Source organism: Pseudomonas profundi, from assembly GCF_008638305.1.
In the GTDB taxonomy this organism is placed as follows: domain Bacteria; phylum Pseudomonadota; class Gammaproteobacteria; order Pseudomonadales; family Pseudomonadaceae; genus Halopseudomonas; species Halopseudomonas profundi.
Genome location: NZ_VTPZ01000008.1, coordinates 133,685 through 154,750, shown reverse-complemented (window position 1 = coordinate 154,750; position 21,066 = coordinate 133,685). Strand labels below are relative to the sequence as shown.

Below are 21,066 nucleotides of genomic sequence, written 5' to 3'. Positions count from 1 at the left end.
TGTCGATACCTCGGCGAGCGCGGCCTCGTCCTGTGCAGTGGCAGACTCCGACTCGTTATCCGATCCCACCGGCTCGGCTGTGCCCGCCAATTGGGGGTCGACCGGTGATTCCTCTTCCACAGCAGCACTCTCAGGCGCGCCAGGCTCAGCACCGGCCTCTTGCGCTGCCACGTTACCCATTTGCTCCTGTAACGCAGCAAGCTGGGTGTCTTTCAATGTCAGCAGCCGCTGCAAGGTTTCCAGCTGTCCCTGAACATCGTCGAGACGCGAAGCCAATTCGGCTTTTTCACTCTCAGCGGAATCGAGCTGTTCCTTGGTGCGGTCAAGCGCATCACGTAGCTGACCTTCGCCGTTGCCACCCGCGGAGTCCGAGCCACCGCCATCTTCAGACCCGGCAACCAGCCGTAACGAATCGCTGGTATCGGCTTCGGCGGGCGCAGCCGCTGCAGTTTCTCGCTGTCGCGCATCGAGCTGACGCTGCGATGGCTCAGCCGCCCTGCGGCCGCTTTGCCAGGCGCTGGTCTGCTGGGCAACTTGGTCCAGGGCGTTAGCGCGACTTCGCTGCGATGCCTGCTCAGCATCAGGCAAGGTCAACGTCTGGTTCGCCAGCATGGTATTTATGTTCTGGTTCAGGAACGCCTGGGGATTGAGATCCTGGATGGCCAGCATGGTCTGGTGTACTGAAGCGCCGCGCGGCCGGTGTGCCAGGGCGATTTCCCACAGCGTATCGGAAGGACTGGTGCGTAGAGTCCCCCCTTCAGACGCAGCGGATGACGCCTGCTGTGCAGGGCGCGCAGCCGCAGCCTGCTGCGTAGGTCGCGCAGCCGCAGCCTGCTGCGTAGGTCGAGAAGGCGCTGACGCTTGCTGGCGGGGGGCACTCGGAGGGGTTACCGGTGCCGCTGCAGTGACAGGAGTAGATGACGTCTGATACAGGGGAGGATCAAGCAGTACGGTAAATTCGCGAAGCACTCGACCTGAAGGCCAGCGTACCTCCATAAGGAAGTTCAGAAAGGGTTCGTTGACTGGTCTGCTGGAGGTAACCTTGATCACTGCTCGCCCGTCGGGCTTGATTTCGGGGGTGAAATTCAGATCGGTGAGAAAAAACGCCCGGTCGATACCTGCCCTTCCAAAATCATCTGCTGACGCGAGGGTGGGCAGAATCTCTTCACTGGACAAATCCTTGACCTGAAGCAACTCGATCTCTGCTTCGAGGGGCTGATTCAACGCTGAACGCAGGTTTATATCACCTACTCCCAGAGCCAGAGCCATATTGGAAGACATCAAGGCGCTTGCCGCGGTGACAGCCAAAACCAGTTTGCGAACCATAGCGAAAATCCTTTGCTTTATCGTTTTTTCACGCGTCTAAGACTCCGGCTATCTCTATCGGCCCTGTACTCCCCCCATCCGATAGAGACTACCCGTATACCCATCAGAGCCTTACGTAAGTCTGCTTCTGCAAACCTTAACCGCTAAGTTGAAATCCACAGCAAGTATTGATTACAAAAAATCTTTTATCAACAACCCAGCGACCTCAAGACTGTTAAGTGCGACACCTTTTCGCAGATTATCCGACACGGCCCACAGATTGACTGAGTGCGGCTCGAGACGGTCCTGACGCAGACGGCTTATCCAGACATGGTCACTGCCCGTGGCATCGCTGACTGGCGTTGGATAACCGCCCTCGGCCGGCTTGTCCAGCAGCTTGATTCCTTTGGCTTTACGCACGAGCGTGCCAAGACGTTTGCCGGCAATTACCTGTTCGGTACGCGCCTGTATCGCCTGGGCAGTGCCAAAAAAGATAGGCACCAGTACACAGGTCGCAGACACCGGGAGATCCGGCAGACCCAGCACTCGCCGCAAATCCTCGGCAAGGCGCCGTTCAGACTGACTATCGCCGTTTTCGTCTACTTCACCGATGCGTGGGATCAGGTTGAATGCAGCCTGCTTGTCGAATGCGCCCCGCTCTGCAGGCTGACCGTTGAGTAACCGACCCGTCTGCAACGCCAGGGCCTCGACCTCTTCCTTGCCTTGAGTAGACATGGACTGATAGGTCGCAATGTTCACCGACCGCAGCCCAGCGTCATCAAGCAGCGGTTTCAACGCGACTGCAGCCTGTGCAACCTCACTATCAGGGCAGGCAACAATGCGCCGCGTCGCGAACCCGGCCAAAGACTGAGGGTTAACTTCAGCGACCACCAGGGGGATATCCGCATCACGGAAGGCGCCGGTGGCATCAACCACAGCACATCCGGCAGCCACGGCTTTGGGGGCCCACTCGGCTGCCAGGTCCATGTCGCCAACAAACAGCGCGAGCTGAACCCGGCTGAAATCGAACTGCTCGACAATCTCCACCCGCTGACTCTGCCCATGGACCATCAGCCTGCCACCAGCCGCTTCCCTGGTTTCAAGCAGATGCACCGTAGCAAAGGGAAATGCGTGATCCTCCAGCAGACTCATCACATTCTCACCGACGATCCCGTACACACCTACTATTGCCACATCACATGACTTCGTCATTACAACCCCTTGATTTTAAAACAAAAAGGGCATCCCCGAGATAACGGGAATGCCCTGTCAGGCCTGCTCAGACTATCGAGCTGGACCAGCCTCAGTCTTCTTGGAGAATGTTCAGCATGCGACGTAGCGGCTCTGCAGCGCCCCATAGCAACTGGTCGCCTACAGTGAACGCGGACAGATACTGCGAGCCCATGTTCAGTTTGCGCAAGCGGCCTACGGGAACGGTCAGATTACCGGTAACAGTCGTCGGTGTCAGATCCCGGAGAGTGGCTTCCTTCTCGTTCGGCACTACCTTCGACCAAGGGCTGTGTGCATCCAGCATCGCCTCGATATCAGCGAGCGGCACATCCTTGTTCAACTTGATGGTCAATGCCTGGCTGTGACAGCGCATGGCACCAATTCGCACGCAGATGCCGTCCACCGGGATAGGACGACCGCTACGACCAATGATCTTGTTGGTCTCCGCCTGCGCCTTCCATTCCTCACGACTCTGCCCGTTCGGCAGCTGCTTGTCGATCCATGGAATCAGGCTGCCGGCCAATGGCACACCAAAATGCTCAACCGGGAAACTGTCATCACGCAGCGTCGAGGCAACAGTGCGATCAATCTCCAGGATCGCGCTGGCTGGATCAGCCAGTTTGTCAGCGACAGAGGCGTTGATTGTGCCCATCTGGTTAATCAGTTCCCGCATATTCTGCGCGCCGGAGCCACTGGCTGCCTGGTAGGTCATGGCAGTCATCCACTCGACCAGACCGTTTTCAAACAGGCCTCCCAACCCCATCAGCATCAGGCTTACAGTACAGTTTCCGCCGACGTAGGTCTTGACCCCGTCACGCAGCGCCTGATCGATGTTCCGACGGTTAACCGGATCGAGGACGATGACTGCCTCGTCTTCCATGCGCAGGGTGGAAGCAGCGTCGATCCAGTAACCATTCCAGCCTTCGGCGCGCAGCTTCGCATACACGGTCTGGGTGTAATCGCCACCCTGACAGGTGATGACAACGTCCAGCGTTTTCAGGGATTCCAGATCGAAGGCGTCCATCAGCGGCGGGATATCCTTGCCGATATCCGGACCCTGGCCGCCCACATTGGAGGTGGTGAAGAACACCGGCTCGATGTTGTCGAAATCGTTTTCTTCACGCATGCGTTGCATCAGCACGGAGCCGACCATGCCACGCCAACCTACCAGTCCAACTCTTTTCATATTTGCCCCCCGGGGGGTAAAAATTCAGAAACAGCTGCATCCGGCATGAGCCGAATGCACGTAGCCGTACAGATTACAGGTTTTTCAATTCCGCTACCACGGCATCACCCATCTCGGCGGTGCCTATCCGACGGCAGCCCTCCGACATGATGTCTCCAGTGCGCAACCCTTTATCGAGAACCAGGCTGACCGCCTTCTCGATGGCATCAGCAGCGGCAACCTGATTGAAGCTGTAACGCAGCATCATCGAAACGGACAGGATGGTCGCCAGTGGATTGGCGATGCCCTGCCCCGCGATGTCAGGCGCGCTGCCATGGCACGGCTCATACATACCCTTGTTGTTCGAGTCCAGCGATGCCGAGGGCAGCATGCCGATGGAGCCCGTGAGCATGGACGCCTGATCCGACAGGATATCGCCGAACATGTTGTCAGTGACGATGACGTCGAACTGCTTGGGCGCACGTACCAGCTGCATGGCAGCGTTATCGACATACATATGCGAAAGCTCGACCTCGGGATAATCCCTGGCCACTTCTTCAACCACTTCCCGCCATAGCTGGCTGGAGGCGAGCACATTGGCCTTGTCGACCGAGCAGAGCTTTTTATTGCGCACCATGGCCATGTCAAAACCGACTTTGGCGATGCGACGAACCTCGCTTTCGCTGTAGGGCAAGGTGTCATAGGCCTGTCGCTCGCCATTCTCGAGCGTACGGCGCTCGCGTGGCTGACCGAAGTAAATGCCACCGGTCAATTCGCGCACGATCAGAATATCCAGCCCTGATACCACCTCAGGCTTCAGCGTCGACGCATCGGCCAGCTGCGGATACAGAATGGCCGGACGCAGGTTGCCGAACAGCGCCAGCTGCGAGCGGATTTTCAGCAATCCCCGCTCAGGGCGCAGAGACGGATCGATCGAGTCCCATTTCGGCCCGCCTACCGCCCCGAGCAGAATCGCATCCGCCTTGCGAGCGCGCTCCAGCGTCTCATCAGCCAACGGCGAACCATAACGGTCATAGGCCGCACCACCCAGGTCGTCGGTCTCAAGTTGCATATCGAGATCGAACTTTTCGATTGCCAGGTCAAGCACCTTGACGGCCTCGCCCATAATCTCCGGACCGATGCCGTCACCGGGTAAAACGAGAATCTGCTTACTCATAATCTCTCTCTGTTAACGCCGCAGCGTCTGGTGAATACAAATCAGCGACCGCCCCACAGCACGATCACATCGGTGCTGAATGAACCGTCACCTGATATCTCGAAAAAACTTACAACGTCTTCGCTAACTGATTGTTGCAAAAGGCGAATAGCCACAGTCATAGCGCGGGGAGTGCGCATGCGGCCGACCCAGGAACTGAACTCCAGTGACACCGTTGCATGCGGTGACCGGATACCAGCAACCCAGCCGAACTGAACATGTCGAGCCATTCGGTCGCGGAGTAATCGCGCACATGGCTGGTGTCGCGCAACACTTCTACTGTCTGAAGGTAGGTATCCACCAAGGCCTCGCCAGGTGAAGCAACGTCAACAAAAGCAACTCGACCGTCTGGCTTGAGCACGCGCCGAACCTCGCGCAATGCCTGCTGCGGGTCGTACCAGTGGTGCGCCGAATACCGACTGAATACAAAATCAAAGCTTTCATCCGCGAAGGGCAATTGCTCCGCCGCGCCCTGCCTGACGCTTATATTGCCAAGCTTTTCTGCCGCGGCTGTGGCGGCGACTACATCAAGCATCCCTTGCGACAGGTCGTAAGCGACAACAGTCCCTGCCAGCGGCGCCACATGAAAGCTGACGTGGCCGGCGCCACAACCCAGATCCAGCACCTGAGCCTGCCGCGTTTGCGTTACGGCTTCCGCCAGCTCGGCCAGTTCAGGCCCAACCGAATGAATGCCGCTCTGCAGATACGCCTGCGCCTGCTCGCCGAATTGACGCTGAACGACCTGGTCATGTGCCAATTTGCTCATCGCGCTCCTCCGGCGAGCTGGTGCACCTACGTTGAGCTACTTGATCGCACCAAACAGCCACGGATTGGCCTGTTTGTGCTGCTCTTCAAAGTTCCGGATGGCATCGGCATCCTGAAGAGTCAGGCCGATATCATCCAGACCATTAAGCAGGCAATGCTTGCGAAACTCGTCAATCTCGAAGGAATAGCTGACACCGTCGGGCCGGGTGACGGTTTGTGCGTCGAGATCAATGGTCAGCTGATAGCCCTCTTCCGTCTCTGCCTGCCGAAACAGGTCGTCAACATCTTTTTCTTTTAAAACAATGGGTAACAACCCGTTCTTAAAGCTGTTGTTATAAAAGATATCGGCAAAACTCGGCGCAAGGATGGCGCGAAAACCGTACTCTTCCAACGCCCATGGCGCATGCTCGCGACTGGAGCCGCAACCAAAATTCTTGCGCGCCAGCAGCACACTTGCCCCCTGATACCGGGGCTGATTGAGTACGAAGTCAGGGTTCAGCGGGCGGTTGGTGGAGTCCTGACCCGGGAAACCTTCGTCAAGGTAACGCAGTTCGTCGAACAGGTTCTGACCAAAGCCGGTACGCTTGATCGACTTCAGGAACTGCTTTGGAATGATCAGATCCGTATCGACATTGGCGCGGTCAAGCGGTGCAACCAGGCCGGTGTGCTGTGTAAAAGGCTTCATGCGCTTACCTCCTGCTTGAGCATTTCCCGAACGTCGACAAAATGACCAGCGATAGCGGCCGCAGCTGCCATTGCCGGGCTGACCAGGTGCGTGCGCCCCCCGTTGCCCTGACGACCCTCGAAGTTGCGATTGGACGTTGAAGCGCAATGCTCGCCCGCCTGCAGGCGGTCAGGGTTCATTGCCAGACACATGGAACAACCCGGATCGCGCCATTCAAAACCCGCGGCCAGAAAGATCTTGTCCAGACCCTCGTTTTCGGCCTGCTCCTTGACCAGTCCGGAGCCCGGCACCACCATCGCCTGCTTGATCATTGGCGAAACGTGGCGGCCCTTCGCGACAGCCGCTGCGGCGCGCAGATCTTCGATACGCGAGTTGGTACAGGAACCGATGAATACCCGATCAAGCTTGATGGAGCTGATCGGCTGGTTGGCCGCGAGCCCCATATACTGCAGCGCGCGTTCATAACCGCTGCGCTTGACGGCGTCCGCTTCCTGTGTCGGATCCGGCACCTTGTCGTGGATGGCAACGACCATTTCCGGAGACGTACCCCAGGACACCTGGGGCTGAATCTGCGTCGCGTCCAGTTCAACAACTGTGTCGAACTCAGCCTCGGCATCCGAGACCAGATCCTGCCACGCTGCAACTGACCGCTCCCAGTCCTCACCCTTGGGCGCGTAGGGACGACCCTTGACGTAATCGATGGTCTTCTCGTCGCAGGCAACCAGACCAACCCGCGCACCCGCCTCGATAGCCATATTGCATATGGTCATGCGCCCTTCGATCGACAGATCCCGAATCGCGGAACCGGCAAATTCAATTGCGTGCCCGTTACCACCGGCGGTACCGATCTTGCCGATGACGGCCAGGACAATGTCCTTGGCCGTCACGCCAAAGCCCAACTTGCCCTCAACGTTGACCAGCATGTTCTTCATTTTCTTGGCGACAAGGCACTGGGTGGCCAGCACGTGCTCGACTTCGGAGGTGCCGATGCCATGCGCCAGGGCCGCAAAAGCGCCATGCGTTGCGGTATGCGAATCACCACAGACGATGGTCATACCCGGCAATGTAGCCCCCTGCTCCGGACCGACCACGTGCACAATGCCCTGACGGCGATCAGTCATCTGGAATTCCATGATGCCGAAGTCCAGACAGTTGTCGTCCAGGGTGGTGACCTGCAGCTTGGAGACCTGATCGTCGATACCCGCTACCCCCGCCGACCGATTGGTAGTCGGCACGTTATGGTCTGGCGTCGCCAGGTTCGCATCAATGCGCCAGGGCTTGCGACCAGCCAACCGCAACCCTTCAAAAGCCTGCGGCGAGGTCACCTCGTGCAACAGGTGGCGATCGATATAAAGCAGTGCGGAACCATCGTCCCGCTGTTTAACCAGATGGTTATCCCAAAGCTTGTCGTAAAGCGTCTTGGCGGACATGCTGATCTCCTGAATCAGGCCGAGGACGGTCGGACGCCGTCATGCAGAACCTGCGTTGCTAATCATGGCGAATACTAAAAGCTGGCAACCAATAAAACAAATTCATTATATTCATGGTTTGGATTACCAACTGGAATACCTATGGACACTGCGAATCTGTCTGCTTTTCTGGCGGTTGCGGCCAGCGGATCCTTTTCGCGAGCGGCCGAATCACTGCATCTTACCCAGCCGGCGATAAGCAAGAGAATCGCAGCCCTCGAGACCCAGCTCGGCGCTCGGCTGTTCGACCGAATCGGTCGACATATAACCCTGACGGAGGCAGGCCGTGTGCTCAAACCCCGCGCAGAGGACATCCTCGGCGTGCTGGGTGACACGCAGCGGGCTCTCAGCAACCTGTCGTCCACTGTGCAAGGCCGTTTATCGCTCGCCACCAGCCACCATATAGGGCTTCATCGGCTGCCGCCGGTGCTCCGGCAGTATACCAAGCGCTATCCCGAGGTCGCGCTGGATATTCATTTTCTGGATTCCGAGGTCGCACACGACCGAGTCATGCATGGCGAAGTCGAACTGGCGGTGATTACTCTCGCGCCAAGGGTTGAGTCGCCGATCATTGCAGAGAACATCTGGAACGACGTGCTGGAATTCGTCGTAGCCCCAGATCATCCACTTGCCATTGAACGACACATCACGCTGGAACAATTGGCCAGCTACCCGGCCGTATTTCCGGGGCTGAATACCTTTACCCACCGTATCGTCAGCCAGGCGTTCGAGCGGCATGGCATTACGCCACAAATCAGCATGAGTACCAATTATCTTGAAACGATAAAAATGATGGTTTCCATCGGCCTGGCATGGAGCGTATTACCGCGCACCATGCTAGATGAGCAGGTGCGCAGCCTGACCGTTCCGGACACTCACCTGGTCAGACAGCTGGGGTGCATCTGGCATAGCGGCAAAACCATGTCAAACGCAGGGCGCGCCATGATCGACATGCTCAAAACGCACCCAGCGCAAGTTTACAGACCACTGGCCTTGTAGCCCGTCAGCCAACCAGCTATTTTCAGAACAGACCGACTTACCTACCGCCGCAGGAACCTTCCATGGAGTATGTGTCAGGGGCCCACGTAGCTGACACCGGGCAATATCAGGATGATGCTTTCGGCATTCTTTTCCACCGCATGCCCACCGCAGGCCTGTTGGTGGGTGATCAGTCCGACCAGATTCTCGATTCGAATAGCGCATTCGACCAACTGTTTGGTTGGAAATCGCAGGCGCTGCAGGGTCAGCAGGACGGGAGATTTCCGCTTTGGCCCAATGCCGCCGGGCGCAAGCAATGGCTTGCACGATTTGCCGCCGGAGAGTATCCAATAACGCTTGAAACATCGCTTCGCTGCCGTGACGGCAGAATGCTCAGCTGTAGCCTCAGCATCGAACGTGTATCCCTTGCCAACGGGCCCCACCGTTTGTATCTGTTTCAGCCGCTTGCAAGCCCTCGAGGAAGTCACCGCCCATCGCCCCTCGATGCTGGGGACACAACCCTCCCCGATCAGGATAGCCTTGCTCTTGCGTTGGATGCCTCACAAATGGGGATATGGGAGCTGGACATCCAGAGCGGCTTGCTGAATGCCTCGGCGCGGTCGGCGGTACTTCACCGTTGCTCGCCGAACGCCTGGAAAGGACTAATACAAACCTTTATGACCGTGGTGCTCAAGGAAGATCAGCGCGCCATGCGCCGTGCCTTCATTGCGATCTGCCGCGGTCGCCGACGCCGCCACCGACTGACCTATCGTATCAGCCAACCGGATGGCAGCTTGAAGTGGCTCGAAGCGACCGCACGCCTGGACCGGGACGTTGAAGACAAGCCATTGCGCCTGACCGGCACGCTGCTGGATATCACTGAACGACGTCGAAGTGAGCAAGCATTGGCGGAGAGCCAACGGAAGTTTTCCGAGCTGTTCCAGGGCGCACCCGAGCCATACCTGCTGATGTATACCGACAGCGGCGTGATTATCGAGCTGAATCGCGCGTTCATCCGTACTTTCGGATACCGCCTGCAAGACGTGATCGGCATGCGATTGACAGAAACAAGGCTGATAAACCCGTCGAATGATTCCCAGCTCACCATTGCCGGTTTGCTGGCAGGCAAAGCCGTGCATGTAGATGAGATCGACGTACGCCATGTGAATGGCCGGACACATACCTGCGAACTTTCCAGCGCGCTGTTTACCATCAACCGTCGGCAATGCACACTCGTAAGCCTCAAAGATATTACTGCGCGCAAGGCAGCGGAAAGCGCCCTGCGCGCCTCCGAAAACAAATTCTCCCGCGCCTTCCGCGCCAGTCCCGACTCAATCAGTATTACCGAGAAGCGCTCGGGCCGACACCTGGAGGTCAATGAAGGCTTTACCCGTCTTACCGGCTTCACACCGGCCGAAGCCATCGGCCGTACCAGCGCAGAGCTTGAGTTGTGGGCCGAACCTGGAGAGCGTGCTGCAATCCTGGCTGAGCTAAAACGCTGCGGCCGGATACGCCAGCGTGAATTACGCCTGCGTGACAAATACGACCAGATTCGTATCGTGCTGATATCTGTCGAAACGCTCGACATTAACGGCACCGACTGCCTGCTGACCACCGCCCGGGATATCACCGAACAGAAGTACATCGAAGAACGGGTCCGACACCTCGCCTATCACGACGCTCTGACGGATCTGCCCAACCGATTGCTGCTCAGTGACCGGCTCGTGCAGAACATCGCGCTGTATAACCGTCACAGACTGAAGGGCGCACTGCTGTTCTTTGACCTTGACCGCTTCAAACAGATCAACGATACGCTGGGACATGCGTTCGGCGACGCAGTGCTGTGCGAAGTGACGCGGCGCATGCTCTCGGTAGTGCGCAAGGAAGACACCGTCGCCCGGCTGGGCGGCGACGAGTTTGTGGTTCTCATCAGCGGGCTCGAAGAAAATGAGCAGTCCTTTGTGGAGCAGATCAACCAGAGTGCAGTGAAGCTGTTGAATGTGCTGGCTGAACCAATGGACATCGATGGTCACAGTCTGCAACTCAGCACAAGCGTCGGCATCGCACTCATTCCGGATCATGGCGACAATCCTGAGGAGCTGCTAAAGCGCGCCGACATTGCGCTGTACCGAGTAAAAGAGAGCGGCCGCAACGGCATTGCTTTCTTCGAGGAAGCCATGCAGACCCAGGCCGTCGAGCGCCTGGAAATTGAGACGGAATTAGCACAGGCGCTTCAGTGTGGCCAGATGCGGATCCGCTATCAGCCCCAATTCGATGTCTCCAGACAGCGCGTTATCGGCGTCGAAGCCTTCCTGTACTGGGATCATCCGGTCCGGGGGTTGCTTGCGTCCGGAGCGTTCGAAGACGCGCTGGAGCAAAGCGACATACTCATTGAGACCGGGCACTGGCAGCTCGAACAGGCCGGCCAACTGACAGCACAACTATTGGCATCGGGCCTGGCCGAGCCCACACAGTTCCGTGTCAGCGTTAACGTCAGCCCCAGGCAATTTCATCACGCCGATTTCATCCCACATCTCAATCATGCACTGTATGCCAGCGGCATCCCTGCGCGCTGCCTCAAGCTCGGCGTACCGGAAAGTGCAGTCATTCAGGACATGAGCGGAGCTCTGTCGAGGATGACCGTACTGCATCAACAGGGCGTACTACTCTCCCTGAACAACCTGGGCACTGGCTACTCATCGCTCAATTACCTCAAGCGCCTCCCCGTCGACGTGCTCAAGATCAATCAATCATTTGTTCAGAACTGCGCAGCCAGCCCTCACGACGCTGCCGTAGTGCGCGCCATTATCGGCATAGCTCACAGCCTGGATCTGGAGGTTGTGATAGAAGGTGTTGAAACCCGCGAGCAACTCGCCGTATTCGACCACCTCCCCTGCGATTACTTTCAGGGAGCCTTATTTTGTCCTGCAGTGGATGCCGACAGGCTTGTGCATATGCTCGAAGTATTCCGTGTCGCACAGCAGAGCGCACGGCAGAGCTGATTCGCGCCCCACTTCACATCGGCGCCAAATGTAAGATTATTGAACCATTTCCTATGGGATGATGTCCGAGGCCCGGCATAATCGCCGGCCGTGCCGGAATCCGGAAATAAGGAAGCGTTACCCATGAATAAATCAATGCTGTCAGGAATTGTCATAGGCGCCATCGTAGCCACTGCGGGCGGCGCTATCGCCGGATATAACGCACTGGCACCCAAGACGCCCACTCACGCAGACGTCGTCAGCGTGGCGGAGATCAAGGAAGACGAGCGCACTTCACGGCAGGTGTGCCAGGACGTGGCAGTTACCCGCCAGAAGCCGGTCAAGGATCAGCACCAGATTATCGGTTCAGTTGCCGGGGCTGTCGTCGGCGGCGTTCTGGGCAATCAGGTTGGCGGCGGCAGCGGCAAGAAGATCGCCACTGTGGCGGGCGCTGCGGCAGGCGGCTACGCCGGCAACAAGACACAGGAAAAACTGCAGGCGAACAGCACCTACACCACTATCGAAAACCGCTGTGAAACAGTTTACGACACTACTACCAAAGTGGTTGGCTACCAGGTGGATTACCGCATCGGTGAGGAACAGGGCAGCGTTCGCATGAGCGAGCACCCCGGCAAGCAGATCGCATTGACCGATGGCAAGCTGAATCTCGATACGCTCTAAACCGCTTTCATGTTGCAGAAAAGGCCGGGCCTGCGCCCGGTCTTTTCGTTTATGCCTGCTCCTCGGCTTCTCTGCACATTTCCAGCCAGCGTTCTATACCGGCGCTGCGGAACTTGTTGCGCTGAAGCACGAAATAGAAGCTGCGCTTGAAGTCTCGCTGCGGCACTGGCAGGGGCACCAGACTGCCGCGTTTGAAGGCTTCGACCAAGGTAATGGCTGACAGGCAACCGATGCCGAGCCCCGCTTCCACCGCACGCTTGATTGCCTCGGTATGCTGCAGCTCGAGCTTGAATTGCAGCCTCGGCAGCAACCCGTGCAAGGCCCATTCGAAATGCTGTCGCGTGCCCGAACCCTGCTCGCGCACTACCCATTCGGCTTCCACCAGCTCCTCGTCCGTCAGCCATGGCTTACCGGCCCAGGGGTGATCCGGTGCGCAGAAAACCACCAGCTCATCATCGCGCCAGTACTTCATTTCCAGCTCGGGATGGTGTGTTTCGCCTTCGATCAAACCGATGTCGAGCTCGAAGTTCGCGATTTTGCGCACGATCGTTGCGGTGTTGGCGACCTCAAGCTCAACCCGCGCACCGGGTTGTTCGACCATGTAGCGCGCCATGATCTCTACCGCAAGGTAATTGCCGATACTCAGGGTTGCGCCCACCTTGAGATCTCCGACATCAGCATGGTTCGCCAATGCCAACTCAAGGCTCTGCGCCTGATCAATCAGGGCGCGAGCCTTGGGCCGCACGGTGTTACCCAGTTCGTTCAGCTGCAGCCGCTTGCCGACCCGGTCAAACAGCTGTACACCGAACTGCTTTTCCAGATCCCGCAGGGCGCTGCTGGCAGCGGATTGCGACATGGACAGGCTCTCCGCGGCACGCGTCAGGTTCTCGTAAAAGGACGCAGCAAGAAAGACCTCTAACTGGCGCAGGGTAAATTTCATTATCGGTATTTCCGTTTAGCTAAAGAGATACAAGTCGCTTAACCGATATACTACCAGAGCGTAGTATTCACGCCATCAGACGGGCTAAGGAGCATTTGAAAATGGCGGGATTCAACACCGAACGCGTTCTCAGCGTACACCACTGGACAGACAACCTGTTCAGCTTCAAGACCACCCGCGATCCGGGGTTTCGCTTCAAGAACGGTCATTTCATCATGATCGGTCTGGAAGTCGAGGGTCGTCCGTTGATGCGCGCCTACAGTATCGCCAGCCCGAACTACGAAGACACTCTGGAGTTTTTCAGCATCAAGGTGCCGGATGGTCCGCTGACGTCGCGGTTGCAGAATATCAGGGAAGGCGACCAGATCATGCTGAGCCGCAAGCCTACCGGCACACTGGTGCTCGACCATCTGATCCCGGGCCGGAATCTGTACCTGCTCAGCACCGGTACCGGCCTGGCACCTTTTATCAGCATCGTCCAGGATCCGGAAACCTATGAGCAATATGACAAGGTGATTCTGGTGCACGGTTGCCGGTACGTTCGTGAACTGGCATATCAGGATCTGATCGGCCAGGATCTGCCGAACCATGAATACTTCGGCGATATGGTGCGCGACAAGCTGATCTATTATCCCACTGTCACCCGCGAGCCATTCCGCAACCAGGGCCGACTTACCGATCTGATGAACAGCGGAAAACTGTTCGATGATATCGGGCTGCCGCCCATCGATCTGGAGAACGACCGGTTCATGCTTTGCGGCAGTCCGAACATGCTCAAGGACACCTGCCAGATCCTTGATGCGCAGGGCTTCAAGGAAGCACGGCATGGCGATCAGGGGCACTACGTGATTGAACGGGCGTTCGTAGAAAAATAGGCCGGGTTGGCAGCGCGCCAACTCGTGGATCGCCGGCTTCAGACGAGGCCGGCGTTATTCTTCCAAAAGACCCGACAGGATCAGGCGTTACTCGACGTAAAACATCTGTCGGGTCATGCCGCCATCAATCAGGTAATTCTGTCCGGTAATGAAGCCGGCATCCGGCCCCAGGAGGAAGGCAACCAGCGCCGCAACATCTGCTGGCTGCCCTACTCTGCCCGCGGCATGTTGCTCATGATCCACCACCCTCAGCGGATCACTGGCTTGCTGAACCGGCGGTCGCGTGTCGATCCATCCCGGACTGACCGCATTCACCCTAATTTCAGGCCCGAGGCTTACCGCCATGGCATGCGTCAGTGCTACCAGCCCGCCCTTGCTCGCCGCGTAGGCCTCTGTCTGTGCCTCGGACTGTACGGCGCGGGTTGAAGCCATGTTGACGATGGCACCGCCCCGCCGGCGCAACAATCCGACTGCATGCTTGGAAAGCAGGAAAGCGCCGGTCAGATTGGTGCCGATCAAGCGATTCCAGCTGTCCAGACTCAACTGTTCCAGCGGACCATTATCCGGATCGGCGATGCCGGCATTGTTCACCAGGCCATCAAGCTGCCCGAAGTCTTCCTCGACGCGCTCCATGCAGGCAATCACACTGGCTTCATCTGCAACATCCAGGGTGACAAACTCGACCGTGCCCAGTCGCGCCAGCTCCTCGGCGGCCTCCTGGCCGCCAGCTTCGTCGATATCAGCCAGCACTACCGACCACCCGTCCCGTAACAGACGGGTAGCCACGCCATAGCCGATACCTCGAGCAGCGCCAGTAACCAGCGCCACCCTACCATCCAACGGAATCATTTATGGAGTCGTCCCACCGCGTGGGCCGGCAAAGAACCAGACGATCAGGCCGATCACCGGCACGATCAGAATGAACAATACCCAAAGTACCTTGGCGAGCGTACTCGCACCGCTCTGTACAATTTTGATGATGGCCCAGATACTCAGAACGAGTATCACCAAACCAATTAGACCGCCGCCTAAATTTTCCATCGCTAAGCCCTTGTTTTGAGAAGTTCTTCTCCAGTCTAGACCATCATCACAGCTTCGCTTGCGCAATAGGCAACGCAGCGATAATCCAATACGGCCACGGCCTATCGGATCTCAGAATTCCGGCAACTCGATTCCCCTGGCCAGGCGTTCATCGCAGACGACGCACTGGAGCCCGTCAGTGCTATGTGCAAGGCGAACCACAACGCACTCCGGACCAGTGCTCTGACGGAACCAATGGGTCACACCCGCCGGAACCGAGACCAGGTCTCCCGCCTCACACCCCAGCGCGTACAGGTGGTCCGCCTGATGCAGGCAGAATACGCCCCGGCCTTGAACAAACAGTCGCAATCCTGCGTCAACGCAGCGTTGCTCGGGCTCGCCAGCGTCGGATGGCGGCGTTGCGTAACGGGGTATCGCCGGCAGCCGGATAACTTTTCTGTGCGGGTAGTCCTCGAACTGCGCTTCGAGGCTGCCCAGAATCCGCGAGTCATCTTCCACGCCAGTGAATGCAGCGGAGATATCAAGGTTCTCGTAGCTGACGGAGACCGCTTCCAGCGTGGCGGTTATATCGTCGCGGTGCGTCAGCAGTTTGATCGGGTTCAACAGGTTCTCGTGGTGATACACCGCCAGGAAAGTCATGGCCATCCGCCTCTGATTATTCGATTAATGGACCCGATCGTTTTCAGTTGCCATATCGGCTCGACCGGGCAGACGCCACTGCAGCACCAGCGCAGCGAGCAGTGCAGCAAAACTGGCGATGGCAAAGGTCCAGAACGGCCCGATGCTGGTCCAGCTGTAGCCCGAATATAGCGCACCGAGTGCGCCGCCTACCCCGGCAAGCGTCGCATACAAAGCTTGCCCTTGTCCCTGCATCCTCTCGCTGAAACTCTGCTGGACGAAATGGATCGCTGCGACATGAAAGCTGCCGAACGTGGCAGCGTGCAGCAACTGCGCGAACAGCAATACTGTCAGGTGATCAGCCAGCCCGCCCAACAACAGCCAACGCAGCGCAGCCAGCGCAAAGCTGACCACCAGCATCTGCTTTAAACTGCAAAAAGCCAGGATTCGGGTCATCAGGGCAAACAGCAGAATCTCGGCCAGCACGCCGAACGCCCACATCACGCCAATCACGCTGCGTGTATAACCGAGCGCTTCCAGGTGCAGCGTGAGAAAGGTGTAGTAAGGCCCATGTGACAGTTGCATGAATGCAACACAGACAAAGAATGCCGGCACACCCGGGCGGAGCAACTGCCTGATGAACCCCGTCGCCAGCTGGCCGCCCTCCTTCACGAGGCGTGATGGGGGCGCCGGAACCAGCAGGCTACACAGAAAAATCGCCGACATGATAGAGAGCATGACGACCGGGTATACATCCAGTTCGTACGCCTGTAACAGCCAGCCCAGGCCAACCACGGTGGCGATAAAGCCCACCGATCCCCACAGCCTTACCTGACTGTAGCGAGCCGACTGATCTCCCAGATGTGCCAGTGTGATTGCCTCGAATTGCGGCAGCACTGCGTGCCAGAAGAAACTGTGCAAAGCCATGATCAACGCCAGCCACAGATAATCCTGCCGCAGGAATATCCCGGTGAAACTCAGCGCAGTAGCCAGCGCACCACAGCGAACAATCAGCAGGCGCCGCCCGCTCACATCACCCAACCAGCCCCACAGACTGGGCGCCAGGCAACGCATCAACATGGGGATGGCGACAAGCTCACCGATGCGTGCGGCGGAAAAACCCAGGTGATGGAAATACAGCGACAGAAATGGCGCTATGCCGCCGAGCAGCGCGAAATAAGCGAAGTAAAAACTCGATAGTCGCCAGTACGGCACGATCATGACCCTGACAGGATATTCGGATCAGCCCCGCCTGCGCTGGCGCCAACACCAGCCAGACAGGCCGCAGCAGTCAACCGGAAGATTACAACTGACCGAGCACGGGCGTAGCCACCTGCACCTCTGCATTCTGCCCGCGGTGACGCAGCAGATGGTCGAGCAACACGATAGCAACCATCGCCTCGGCGATCGGTGTGGCACGGATGCCGACACAGGGATCATGCCGCCCCTTGGTAATAACCTCGACAGGATTACCATTGATATCAATGGATTGGCCGGGAGTCGTGATGCTGGATGTAGGCTTTAGCGCCAGGCTTGCGACAATCGGCTGGCCCGAGGAAATACCGCCCAGTACGCCGCCCGCATGGTTGCTCCTGAACCCGGCGGGGGTCATTTCATCCCGATGTTCAGTCCCGCGCTGGGCGACCGAGGCAAAGCCGGCACCAATTTCGACGCCCTTCACCGCATTGATATTCATCAGTGCGTAGGCCAGCTCAGCATCCAGGCGGTCAAAGACCGGCTCGCCCAGGCCTGGCGGAACGCCCTCAGCGACTACGGTAATCTTCGCACCGACAGAATCCTGATCCCTGCGCAGCTGGTCCATATAGACTTCCAGCTCAGCCACCTTGCCCGGGTTCGGACAGAAAAAGGCGTTCTGATCCACCGACTCCCAGGTCTCGAAGGGGATTTCGATCGGACCCAACTGGCTCATATATCCGCGCACGGTGATGCCCTGAGTTGCCAGGTATTTCTTCGCGATAGCGCCCGCAGCCACGCGCATGGCGGTTTCACGTGCAGACGAGCGGCCGCCTCCGCGGTAATCGCGAGTGCCGTACTTGTGATGGTAGGTATAGTCGGCGTGGGCCGGCCGGAACAGGTCCTTGATTGCCGAGTAATCCTTGGACTTCTGATCGGTGTTGCGAATCAGCAACCCGATCGGACATCCCGTGGTGCGCCCTTCGAACACGCCGGAAACGATCTCGACTTCGTCTGCCTCCTGACGCTGGGTTGTATGCCGGCTGGTGCCCGGTTTGCGACGATCCAGTTCATGCTGCAGATCAGCCGTGCTCAGTTCCATGCCCGGAGGGCACCCGTCCACAATGGCCATCAAGGCTGCGCCATGGCTCTCGCCGGCGGTGGTGACAGTGAACAGTGTGCCTATGGTATTTCCGGACATGCGCGCAACCCGAAGTCGATGATTGAAGGGCCAGCAGTATAGCGTTCCGTGCAGGAGGGTGACAGCCTGTTGGCCCGGCGCCTGTCTAGCCCTGCCCATGGGGTGCGATCTTGAGTTGCGGCAACAGGCGCACACACCCTAAGCTTCCGTTTTCGCAGCGACGGGCGTTCCGATGGAAGCGGTCCTTGAATTCATTCTACCGGCTGGCCTCACTCCGGCACTGGCCAGCATGCTGGTCATCGCTGCGGGCATCACCTCGGCGATAACCGCGTCATTGGGTATCGGCGGCGGCGTTGCGCTGCTCGCTATCATGGCACTGGTCATGCCGCCCGCGGCGATCATTCCGGTTCACGGGATGGTGCAACTAGGCTCCAATTTCAACCGTGCTCTGATGACTGCCCGTCATATCAGACTCTCGGTGATCGCCTGGTTTTTCCCCGGAGTGCTTCTGGGAGCCTGGCTTGGCAGCCAGTTTCTGGTGGATTTGCCGCTGGCCCTGGTCCAGCTGTGTATTGCGGGTTTCATTCTGCTCCTCTGCTGGGGCCCGCAGATCCCGAAGATCGCCACCGGACCGGTCGGCACCCTGATCGCAGCCACGCTGACCACCTTCGTCAGCCTGTTTGTCGGTGCTACCGGGCCGCTGGTGGCCGCCTTTGTCAAACAGCAGCAACAGGGTGACCGCTTTGCCACCGTCGCAACCTTTGCCGCTGCAATGACATTACAGCATGCACCGAAGGCACTGGTTTACGGCGCCGCAGGTTTCATATTCATGGAATGGCTGGGGCTGATACTGATCATGATCGGGGCCGGCGCTATCGGCACCTGGCTGGGGCTGACACTACTGAAAAACCTCAGCGATCAACGCTTCGGCCTGTATTTCAATCTGCTCCTGACGCTCCTCGCGATCCGATTGATCTGGAATGCGCTGAGCAGCTGGTAATGAGGTCAAGTTTGATTCCACGCTGCCGATAAGCCTGTGAACCCTACCGGACATCACTCATGAGCAGCGCGGACCTACCGACCATCAACGCAACGGAACCCAGGTCGCCACGGGATCCCTTTGCCCGCGCCCGGCCAACCGACTTTCACTGGATATTGCTCAGGCCGGTATCGGTGCTGCGCAAGACCATTCAGCCGGAGACACTCGCCCAGGTAGCGACCACCCACGAGCGCATCGGCAACCTTGAACTCTATCGCCTGCAGGTCCGGCTGGATGGCGAACCGCTGCAGGAAGATGGCAACCGGCTTGAAGTATTGGTCGACCACAATCGTCAACGGGTGCGCTTTGGGCCCAGTGGCGTGCGCATCGCTCCAGCTCGGCGCGGCATAGCCGGGTATTTGCTCGCCCAGCTAATCGATTGGTGCCAGCGCAATGTGCCGGAGTATGTGGTCACGCCGCTGATTCTTGATGACCAGGGCCTGAGCGAGGAATTGCAGGAAATACGCAGGAAGCTGCTCAAGCGCGCCGGATTCGATATCAGCTTCAACCCGGACTCCCCTGCCCGGGGGCGCGCCCAGACCAGCCATCTGCAGCATCTGATCGGAAGCTGGAACACCGAGCGCGTACAACCCATCGAGCCCGGAGAGCTCCTGCATCAACTTCGCGAGCAGGAAGCGGCCCAGCTGCAGCAGCAACGTCAGCTCAACACGTTGCAGGCGTCACTGGAAAGCTATAAACGCAACGATATCGGGCACCGCTTCGCAATCGGCTGTCTGATCGTGTTTTCCATTTTCCAGGCCATATTGCTGCTATGGGTGGTGCTGCGCTGAGTGGCTACAGCGAGGCCTGAAACAACTCCTGATGATCCCGGCACTGCGCCGCGCTCAGTACGAACACGCCGTGCCCGCCGTGCTTGAACGGTACCCACTCGAAATCGACTTCAGGCCACTCGGCCATGACGTGCACCATGCTGTTGCCCACTTCGATCACCAGAACGCCATCCTCTGTAAGATGATCGGCGGCTTCTGCAAGGATGCGCCGGACCAGATCCAGGCCGTCTTCACCGCAAGCCAGACCAATCTCCGGCTCATGTTGATACTCATCCGGCAGCCCATCCATATCCTGCGCATCCACGTAGGGCGGATTGCTCACGATCAAATCAAAGCGTTCGCCCGGCATGCCGTCGAGACCGTCCGACCAGCGCGCCTCAACCCGATCCTGAACCTGATGCGCTTCGATGTTTTCTTCCGCCACAGCCAACGCGTCGGTGGACAGATCCGCCAGCACCACCTCGGCCTGGGGGAACGCGTAGGCGCAGGCAATACCGATGCAGCCGCTACCGCTACATAGATCCAGAATCCGTACAGGATCGCGCTCCAGCCAGGGCTCGAAACGATTGGCAATCAACTCGGCAATCGGCGAGCGTGGCACCAGCACTCTTTCATCGACAATGAAATCGAGGCCGGCGAAGCGCGCATGCCCGGTCAGATAGGCCGCGGGGATACGCTGGTCTATCCGCTGCTGCAACAAGGCGACCACAGCCGCCCGCTCACTCTCGGTAACCCGGCAATCCATGTACTCCGGCGGCGTCTCCCAGGCCAGTGACAACCCGCTCAACACCAGCAGGCGCGACTCGTCCCACGCGTTATCCGTGCCATGTCCGAACCACAGGCCGGCTTCGTGAAAACGACTCACGCCCCAGCGAACGAGATCCTTGATTGTGGTCAGCGCAGCAAGTTCAGTCATGGCAAAGCGTCCTTGAATCAGAGCCGCCATTCTAGC

At 58.3% G+C, this 21,066-nt stretch carries 18 protein-coding genes and 2 pseudogenes; 6 read left to right on the top strand and 14 right to left on the bottom strand.

Translation table 11 applies throughout. The features are described from left to right. Positions 1-522 precede the first annotated feature (522 nt). From FZE95_RS20190 to leuC, 7 genes and pseudogenes are all read right to left on the bottom strand, one after another. Positions 523-1,269: pseudogene (locus FZE95_RS20190) on the bottom strand (type IV pilus assembly protein FimV); the annotation flags it as partial. A 228-nt stretch (positions 1,270-1,497) separates the two neighbouring features. Beyond that, positions 1,498-2,517, bottom strand: coding sequence for an aspartate-semialdehyde dehydrogenase (locus FZE95_RS12445; protein ID WP_150301192.1), 1,020 nt, complete (start codon positions 2,515-2,517; stop codon positions 1,498-1,500). 91 nt (positions 2,518-2,608) lie between these two features. Continuing rightward, the gene (gene asd, locus FZE95_RS12440; protein WP_150301191.1) at positions 2,609-3,721 is read right to left on the bottom strand and encodes an aspartate-semialdehyde dehydrogenase; all 1,113 of its coding nucleotides are present in this window, start codon (positions 3,719-3,721) and stop codon (positions 2,609-2,611) included. A gap of 73 nt (positions 3,722-3,794) precedes the next feature. Continuing rightward, on the bottom strand, positions 3,795-4,877 hold the full coding sequence (gene leuB / locus FZE95_RS12435) for a 3-isopropylmalate dehydrogenase (RefSeq protein WP_150301190.1): 1,083 nt from the start codon (positions 4,875-4,877) through the stop codon (positions 3,795-3,797). Positions 4,878-4,918: 41 nt separating this feature from the next. Next, positions 4,919-5,682 (bottom strand): annotated as a pseudogene (locus FZE95_RS12430) (class I SAM-dependent methyltransferase). 36 nt (positions 5,683-5,718) lie between these two features. Beyond that, positions 5,719-6,366 carry a 3-isopropylmalate dehydratase small subunit gene (gene leuD, locus FZE95_RS12425; RefSeq protein WP_150301189.1) on the bottom strand — a complete coding sequence of 216 codons (648 nt, stop codon included), beginning with the start codon at positions 6,364-6,366 and terminating at the stop codon, positions 5,719-5,721. Further along, positions 6,363-7,796 carry a 3-isopropylmalate dehydratase large subunit gene (leuC, locus tag FZE95_RS12420; protein ID WP_150301188.1) on the bottom strand — a complete coding sequence of 478 codons (1,434 nt, stop codon included), beginning with the start codon at positions 7,794-7,796 and terminating at the stop codon, positions 6,363-6,365. Before leuC ends, leuD begins: the two co-directional genes overlap by 4 nt. Before the next feature lie 141 nt (positions 7,797-7,937). On the opposite strand from leuC, the gene FZE95_RS12415 reads away from it, so the two are divergent. The 3 genes from FZE95_RS12415 to FZE95_RS12405 all read left to right on the top strand — a co-directional run bounded on the left by FZE95_RS12415 (position 7,938) and on the right by FZE95_RS12405 (position 12,475). Next, complete coding sequence (locus FZE95_RS12415; RefSeq protein ID WP_150301187.1) at positions 7,938-8,834, top strand: LysR family transcriptional regulator; 897 nt, start codon at positions 7,938-7,940, stop codon at positions 8,832-8,834. Between the two features lie 62 nt (positions 8,835-8,896). Continuing rightward, a complete protein-coding gene (locus FZE95_RS12410) occupies positions 8,897-11,815 on the top strand; it encodes an EAL domain-containing protein (protein ID WP_150301186.1) in 2,919 nt (972 codons plus the stop codon). A gap of 123 nt (positions 11,816-11,938) precedes the next feature. Continuing rightward, a complete protein-coding gene (locus FZE95_RS12405) occupies positions 11,939-12,475 on the top strand; it encodes a glycine zipper 2TM domain-containing protein (RefSeq protein WP_150301185.1) in 537 nt (178 codons plus the stop codon). Between the two features lie 49 nt (positions 12,476-12,524). On the opposite strand, the gene FZE95_RS12400 is transcribed toward FZE95_RS12405, so the two are convergent. Then, complete coding sequence (locus FZE95_RS12400; protein ID WP_150301184.1) at positions 12,525-13,415, bottom strand: LysR family transcriptional regulator; 891 nt, start codon at positions 13,413-13,415, stop codon at positions 12,525-12,527. Between the two features lie 101 nt (positions 13,416-13,516). Here FZE95_RS12400 and FZE95_RS12395 point away from each other — a divergent pair, with 101 nt between their 5' ends. Continuing rightward, complete coding sequence (locus FZE95_RS12395) at positions 13,517-14,290, top strand: ferredoxin--NADP reductase (RefSeq protein WP_150301183.1); 774 nt, start codon at positions 13,517-13,519, stop codon at positions 14,288-14,290. A gap of 87 nt (positions 14,291-14,377) precedes the next feature. Here the strand turns inward: FZE95_RS12395 and FZE95_RS12390 are convergent, their stop codons facing one another. The 5 genes from FZE95_RS12390 to aroC form a co-directional block, all read right to left on the bottom strand. Next, positions 14,378-15,139 carry an SDR family oxidoreductase gene (locus tag FZE95_RS12390; protein ID WP_150301182.1) on the bottom strand — a complete coding sequence of 254 codons (762 nt, stop codon included), beginning with the start codon at positions 15,137-15,139 and terminating at the stop codon, positions 14,378-14,380. Next, positions 15,140-15,331 carry a PLDc N-terminal domain-containing protein gene (locus FZE95_RS12385; RefSeq protein WP_150301181.1) on the bottom strand — a complete coding sequence of 64 codons (192 nt, stop codon included), beginning with the start codon at positions 15,329-15,331 and terminating at the stop codon, positions 15,140-15,142. A 111-nt stretch (positions 15,332-15,442) separates the two neighbouring features. Beyond that, the gene (locus tag FZE95_RS12380) at positions 15,443-15,970 is read right to left on the bottom strand and encodes a hypothetical protein (RefSeq protein WP_190324560.1); all 528 of its coding nucleotides are present in this window, start codon (positions 15,968-15,970) and stop codon (positions 15,443-15,445) included. Positions 15,971-15,994: 24 nt separating this feature from the next. Further along, positions 15,995-17,170 carry an MFS transporter gene (locus FZE95_RS12375; protein ID WP_150301179.1) on the bottom strand — a complete coding sequence of 392 codons (1,176 nt, stop codon included), beginning with the start codon at positions 17,168-17,170 and terminating at the stop codon, positions 15,995-15,997. Positions 17,171-17,252: 82 nt separating this feature from the next. Beyond that, a complete protein-coding gene (gene aroC / locus FZE95_RS12370; protein ID WP_150301178.1) occupies positions 17,253-18,344 on the bottom strand; it encodes a chorismate synthase in 1,092 nt (363 codons plus the stop codon). 172 nt (positions 18,345-18,516) lie between these two features. Here aroC and FZE95_RS12365 point away from each other — a divergent pair, with 172 nt between their 5' ends. Continuing rightward, the gene (locus tag FZE95_RS12365) at positions 18,517-19,284 is read left to right on the top strand and encodes a sulfite exporter TauE/SafE family protein (protein ID WP_150301177.1); all 768 of its coding nucleotides are present in this window, start codon (positions 18,517-18,519) and stop codon (positions 19,282-19,284) included. 59 nt (positions 19,285-19,343) lie between these two features. Beyond that, on the top strand, positions 19,344-20,114 hold the full coding sequence (locus FZE95_RS12360; RefSeq protein WP_150301176.1) for a hypothetical protein: 771 nt from the start codon (positions 19,344-19,346) through the stop codon (positions 20,112-20,114). 4 nt (positions 20,115-20,118) lie between these two features. On the opposite strand, the gene prmB is transcribed toward FZE95_RS12360, so the two are convergent. After that, the gene (gene prmB / locus FZE95_RS12355; protein ID WP_150301175.1) at positions 20,119-21,030 is read right to left on the bottom strand and encodes a 50S ribosomal protein L3 N(5)-glutamine methyltransferase; all 912 of its coding nucleotides are present in this window, start codon (positions 21,028-21,030) and stop codon (positions 20,119-20,121) included. Positions 21,031-21,066: the final 36 nt, after the last annotated feature.

Coding starts and splice junctions, on each gene's coding strand:
- FZE95_RS12375 (WP_150301179.1), bottom strand. CDS start 17,170: ATGATCGTGCCGTACTGGCGACTATCGAGTTTTTACTTCGCTTATTTC.
- asd (WP_150301191.1), bottom strand. CDS start 3,721: ATGAAAAGAGTTGGACTGGTAGGTTGGCGTGGCATGGTCGGCTCCGTG.
- leuB (WP_150301190.1), bottom strand. CDS start 4,877: ATGAGTAAGCAGATTCTCGTTTTACCCGGTGACGGCATCGGTCCGGAG.
- FZE95_RS12380 (WP_190324560.1), bottom strand. CDS start 15,970: ATGACTTTCCTGGCGGTGTATCACCACGAGAACCTGTTGAACCCGATC.
- FZE95_RS12415 (WP_150301187.1), top strand. CDS start 7,938: ATGGACACTGCGAATCTGTCTGCTTTTCTGGCGGTTGCGGCCAGCGGA.
- FZE95_RS12385 (WP_150301181.1), bottom strand. CDS start 15,331: ATGGAAAATTTAGGCGGCGGTCTAATTGGTTTGGTGATACTCGTTCTG.
- FZE95_RS12360 (WP_150301176.1), top strand. CDS start 19,344: ATGAGCAGCGCGGACCTACCGACCATCAACGCAACGGAACCCAGGTCG.
- FZE95_RS12400 (WP_150301184.1), bottom strand. CDS start 13,415: ATGAAATTTACCCTGCGCCAGTTAGAGGTCTTTCTTGCTGCGTCCTTT.
- FZE95_RS12445 (WP_150301192.1), bottom strand. CDS start 2,517: ATGACGAAGTCATGTGATGTGGCAATAGTAGGTGTGTACGGGATCGTC.
- leuC (WP_150301188.1), bottom strand. CDS start 7,796: ATGTCCGCCAAGACGCTTTACGACAAGCTTTGGGATAACCATCTGGTT.
- FZE95_RS12395 (WP_150301183.1), top strand. CDS start 13,517: ATGGCGGGATTCAACACCGAACGCGTTCTCAGCGTACACCACTGGACA.
- FZE95_RS12405 (WP_150301185.1), top strand. CDS start 11,939: ATGAATAAATCAATGCTGTCAGGAATTGTCATAGGCGCCATCGTAGCC.
- FZE95_RS12390 (WP_150301182.1), bottom strand. CDS start 15,139: ATGATTCCGTTGGATGGTAGGGTGGCGCTGGTTACTGGCGCTGCTCGA.
- prmB (WP_150301175.1), bottom strand. CDS start 21,030: ATGACTGAACTTGCTGCGCTGACCACAATCAAGGATCTCGTTCGCTGG.
- FZE95_RS12365 (WP_150301177.1), top strand. CDS start 18,517: ATGGAAGCGGTCCTTGAATTCATTCTACCGGCTGGCCTCACTCCGGCA.
- FZE95_RS12410 (WP_150301186.1), top strand. CDS start 8,897: ATGGAGTATGTGTCAGGGGCCCACGTAGCTGACACCGGGCAATATCAG.
- leuD (WP_150301189.1), bottom strand. CDS start 6,366: ATGAAGCCTTTTACACAGCACACCGGCCTGGTTGCACCGCTTGACCGC.
- aroC (WP_150301178.1), bottom strand. CDS start 18,344: ATGTCCGGAAATACCATAGGCACACTGTTCACTGTCACCACCGCCGGC.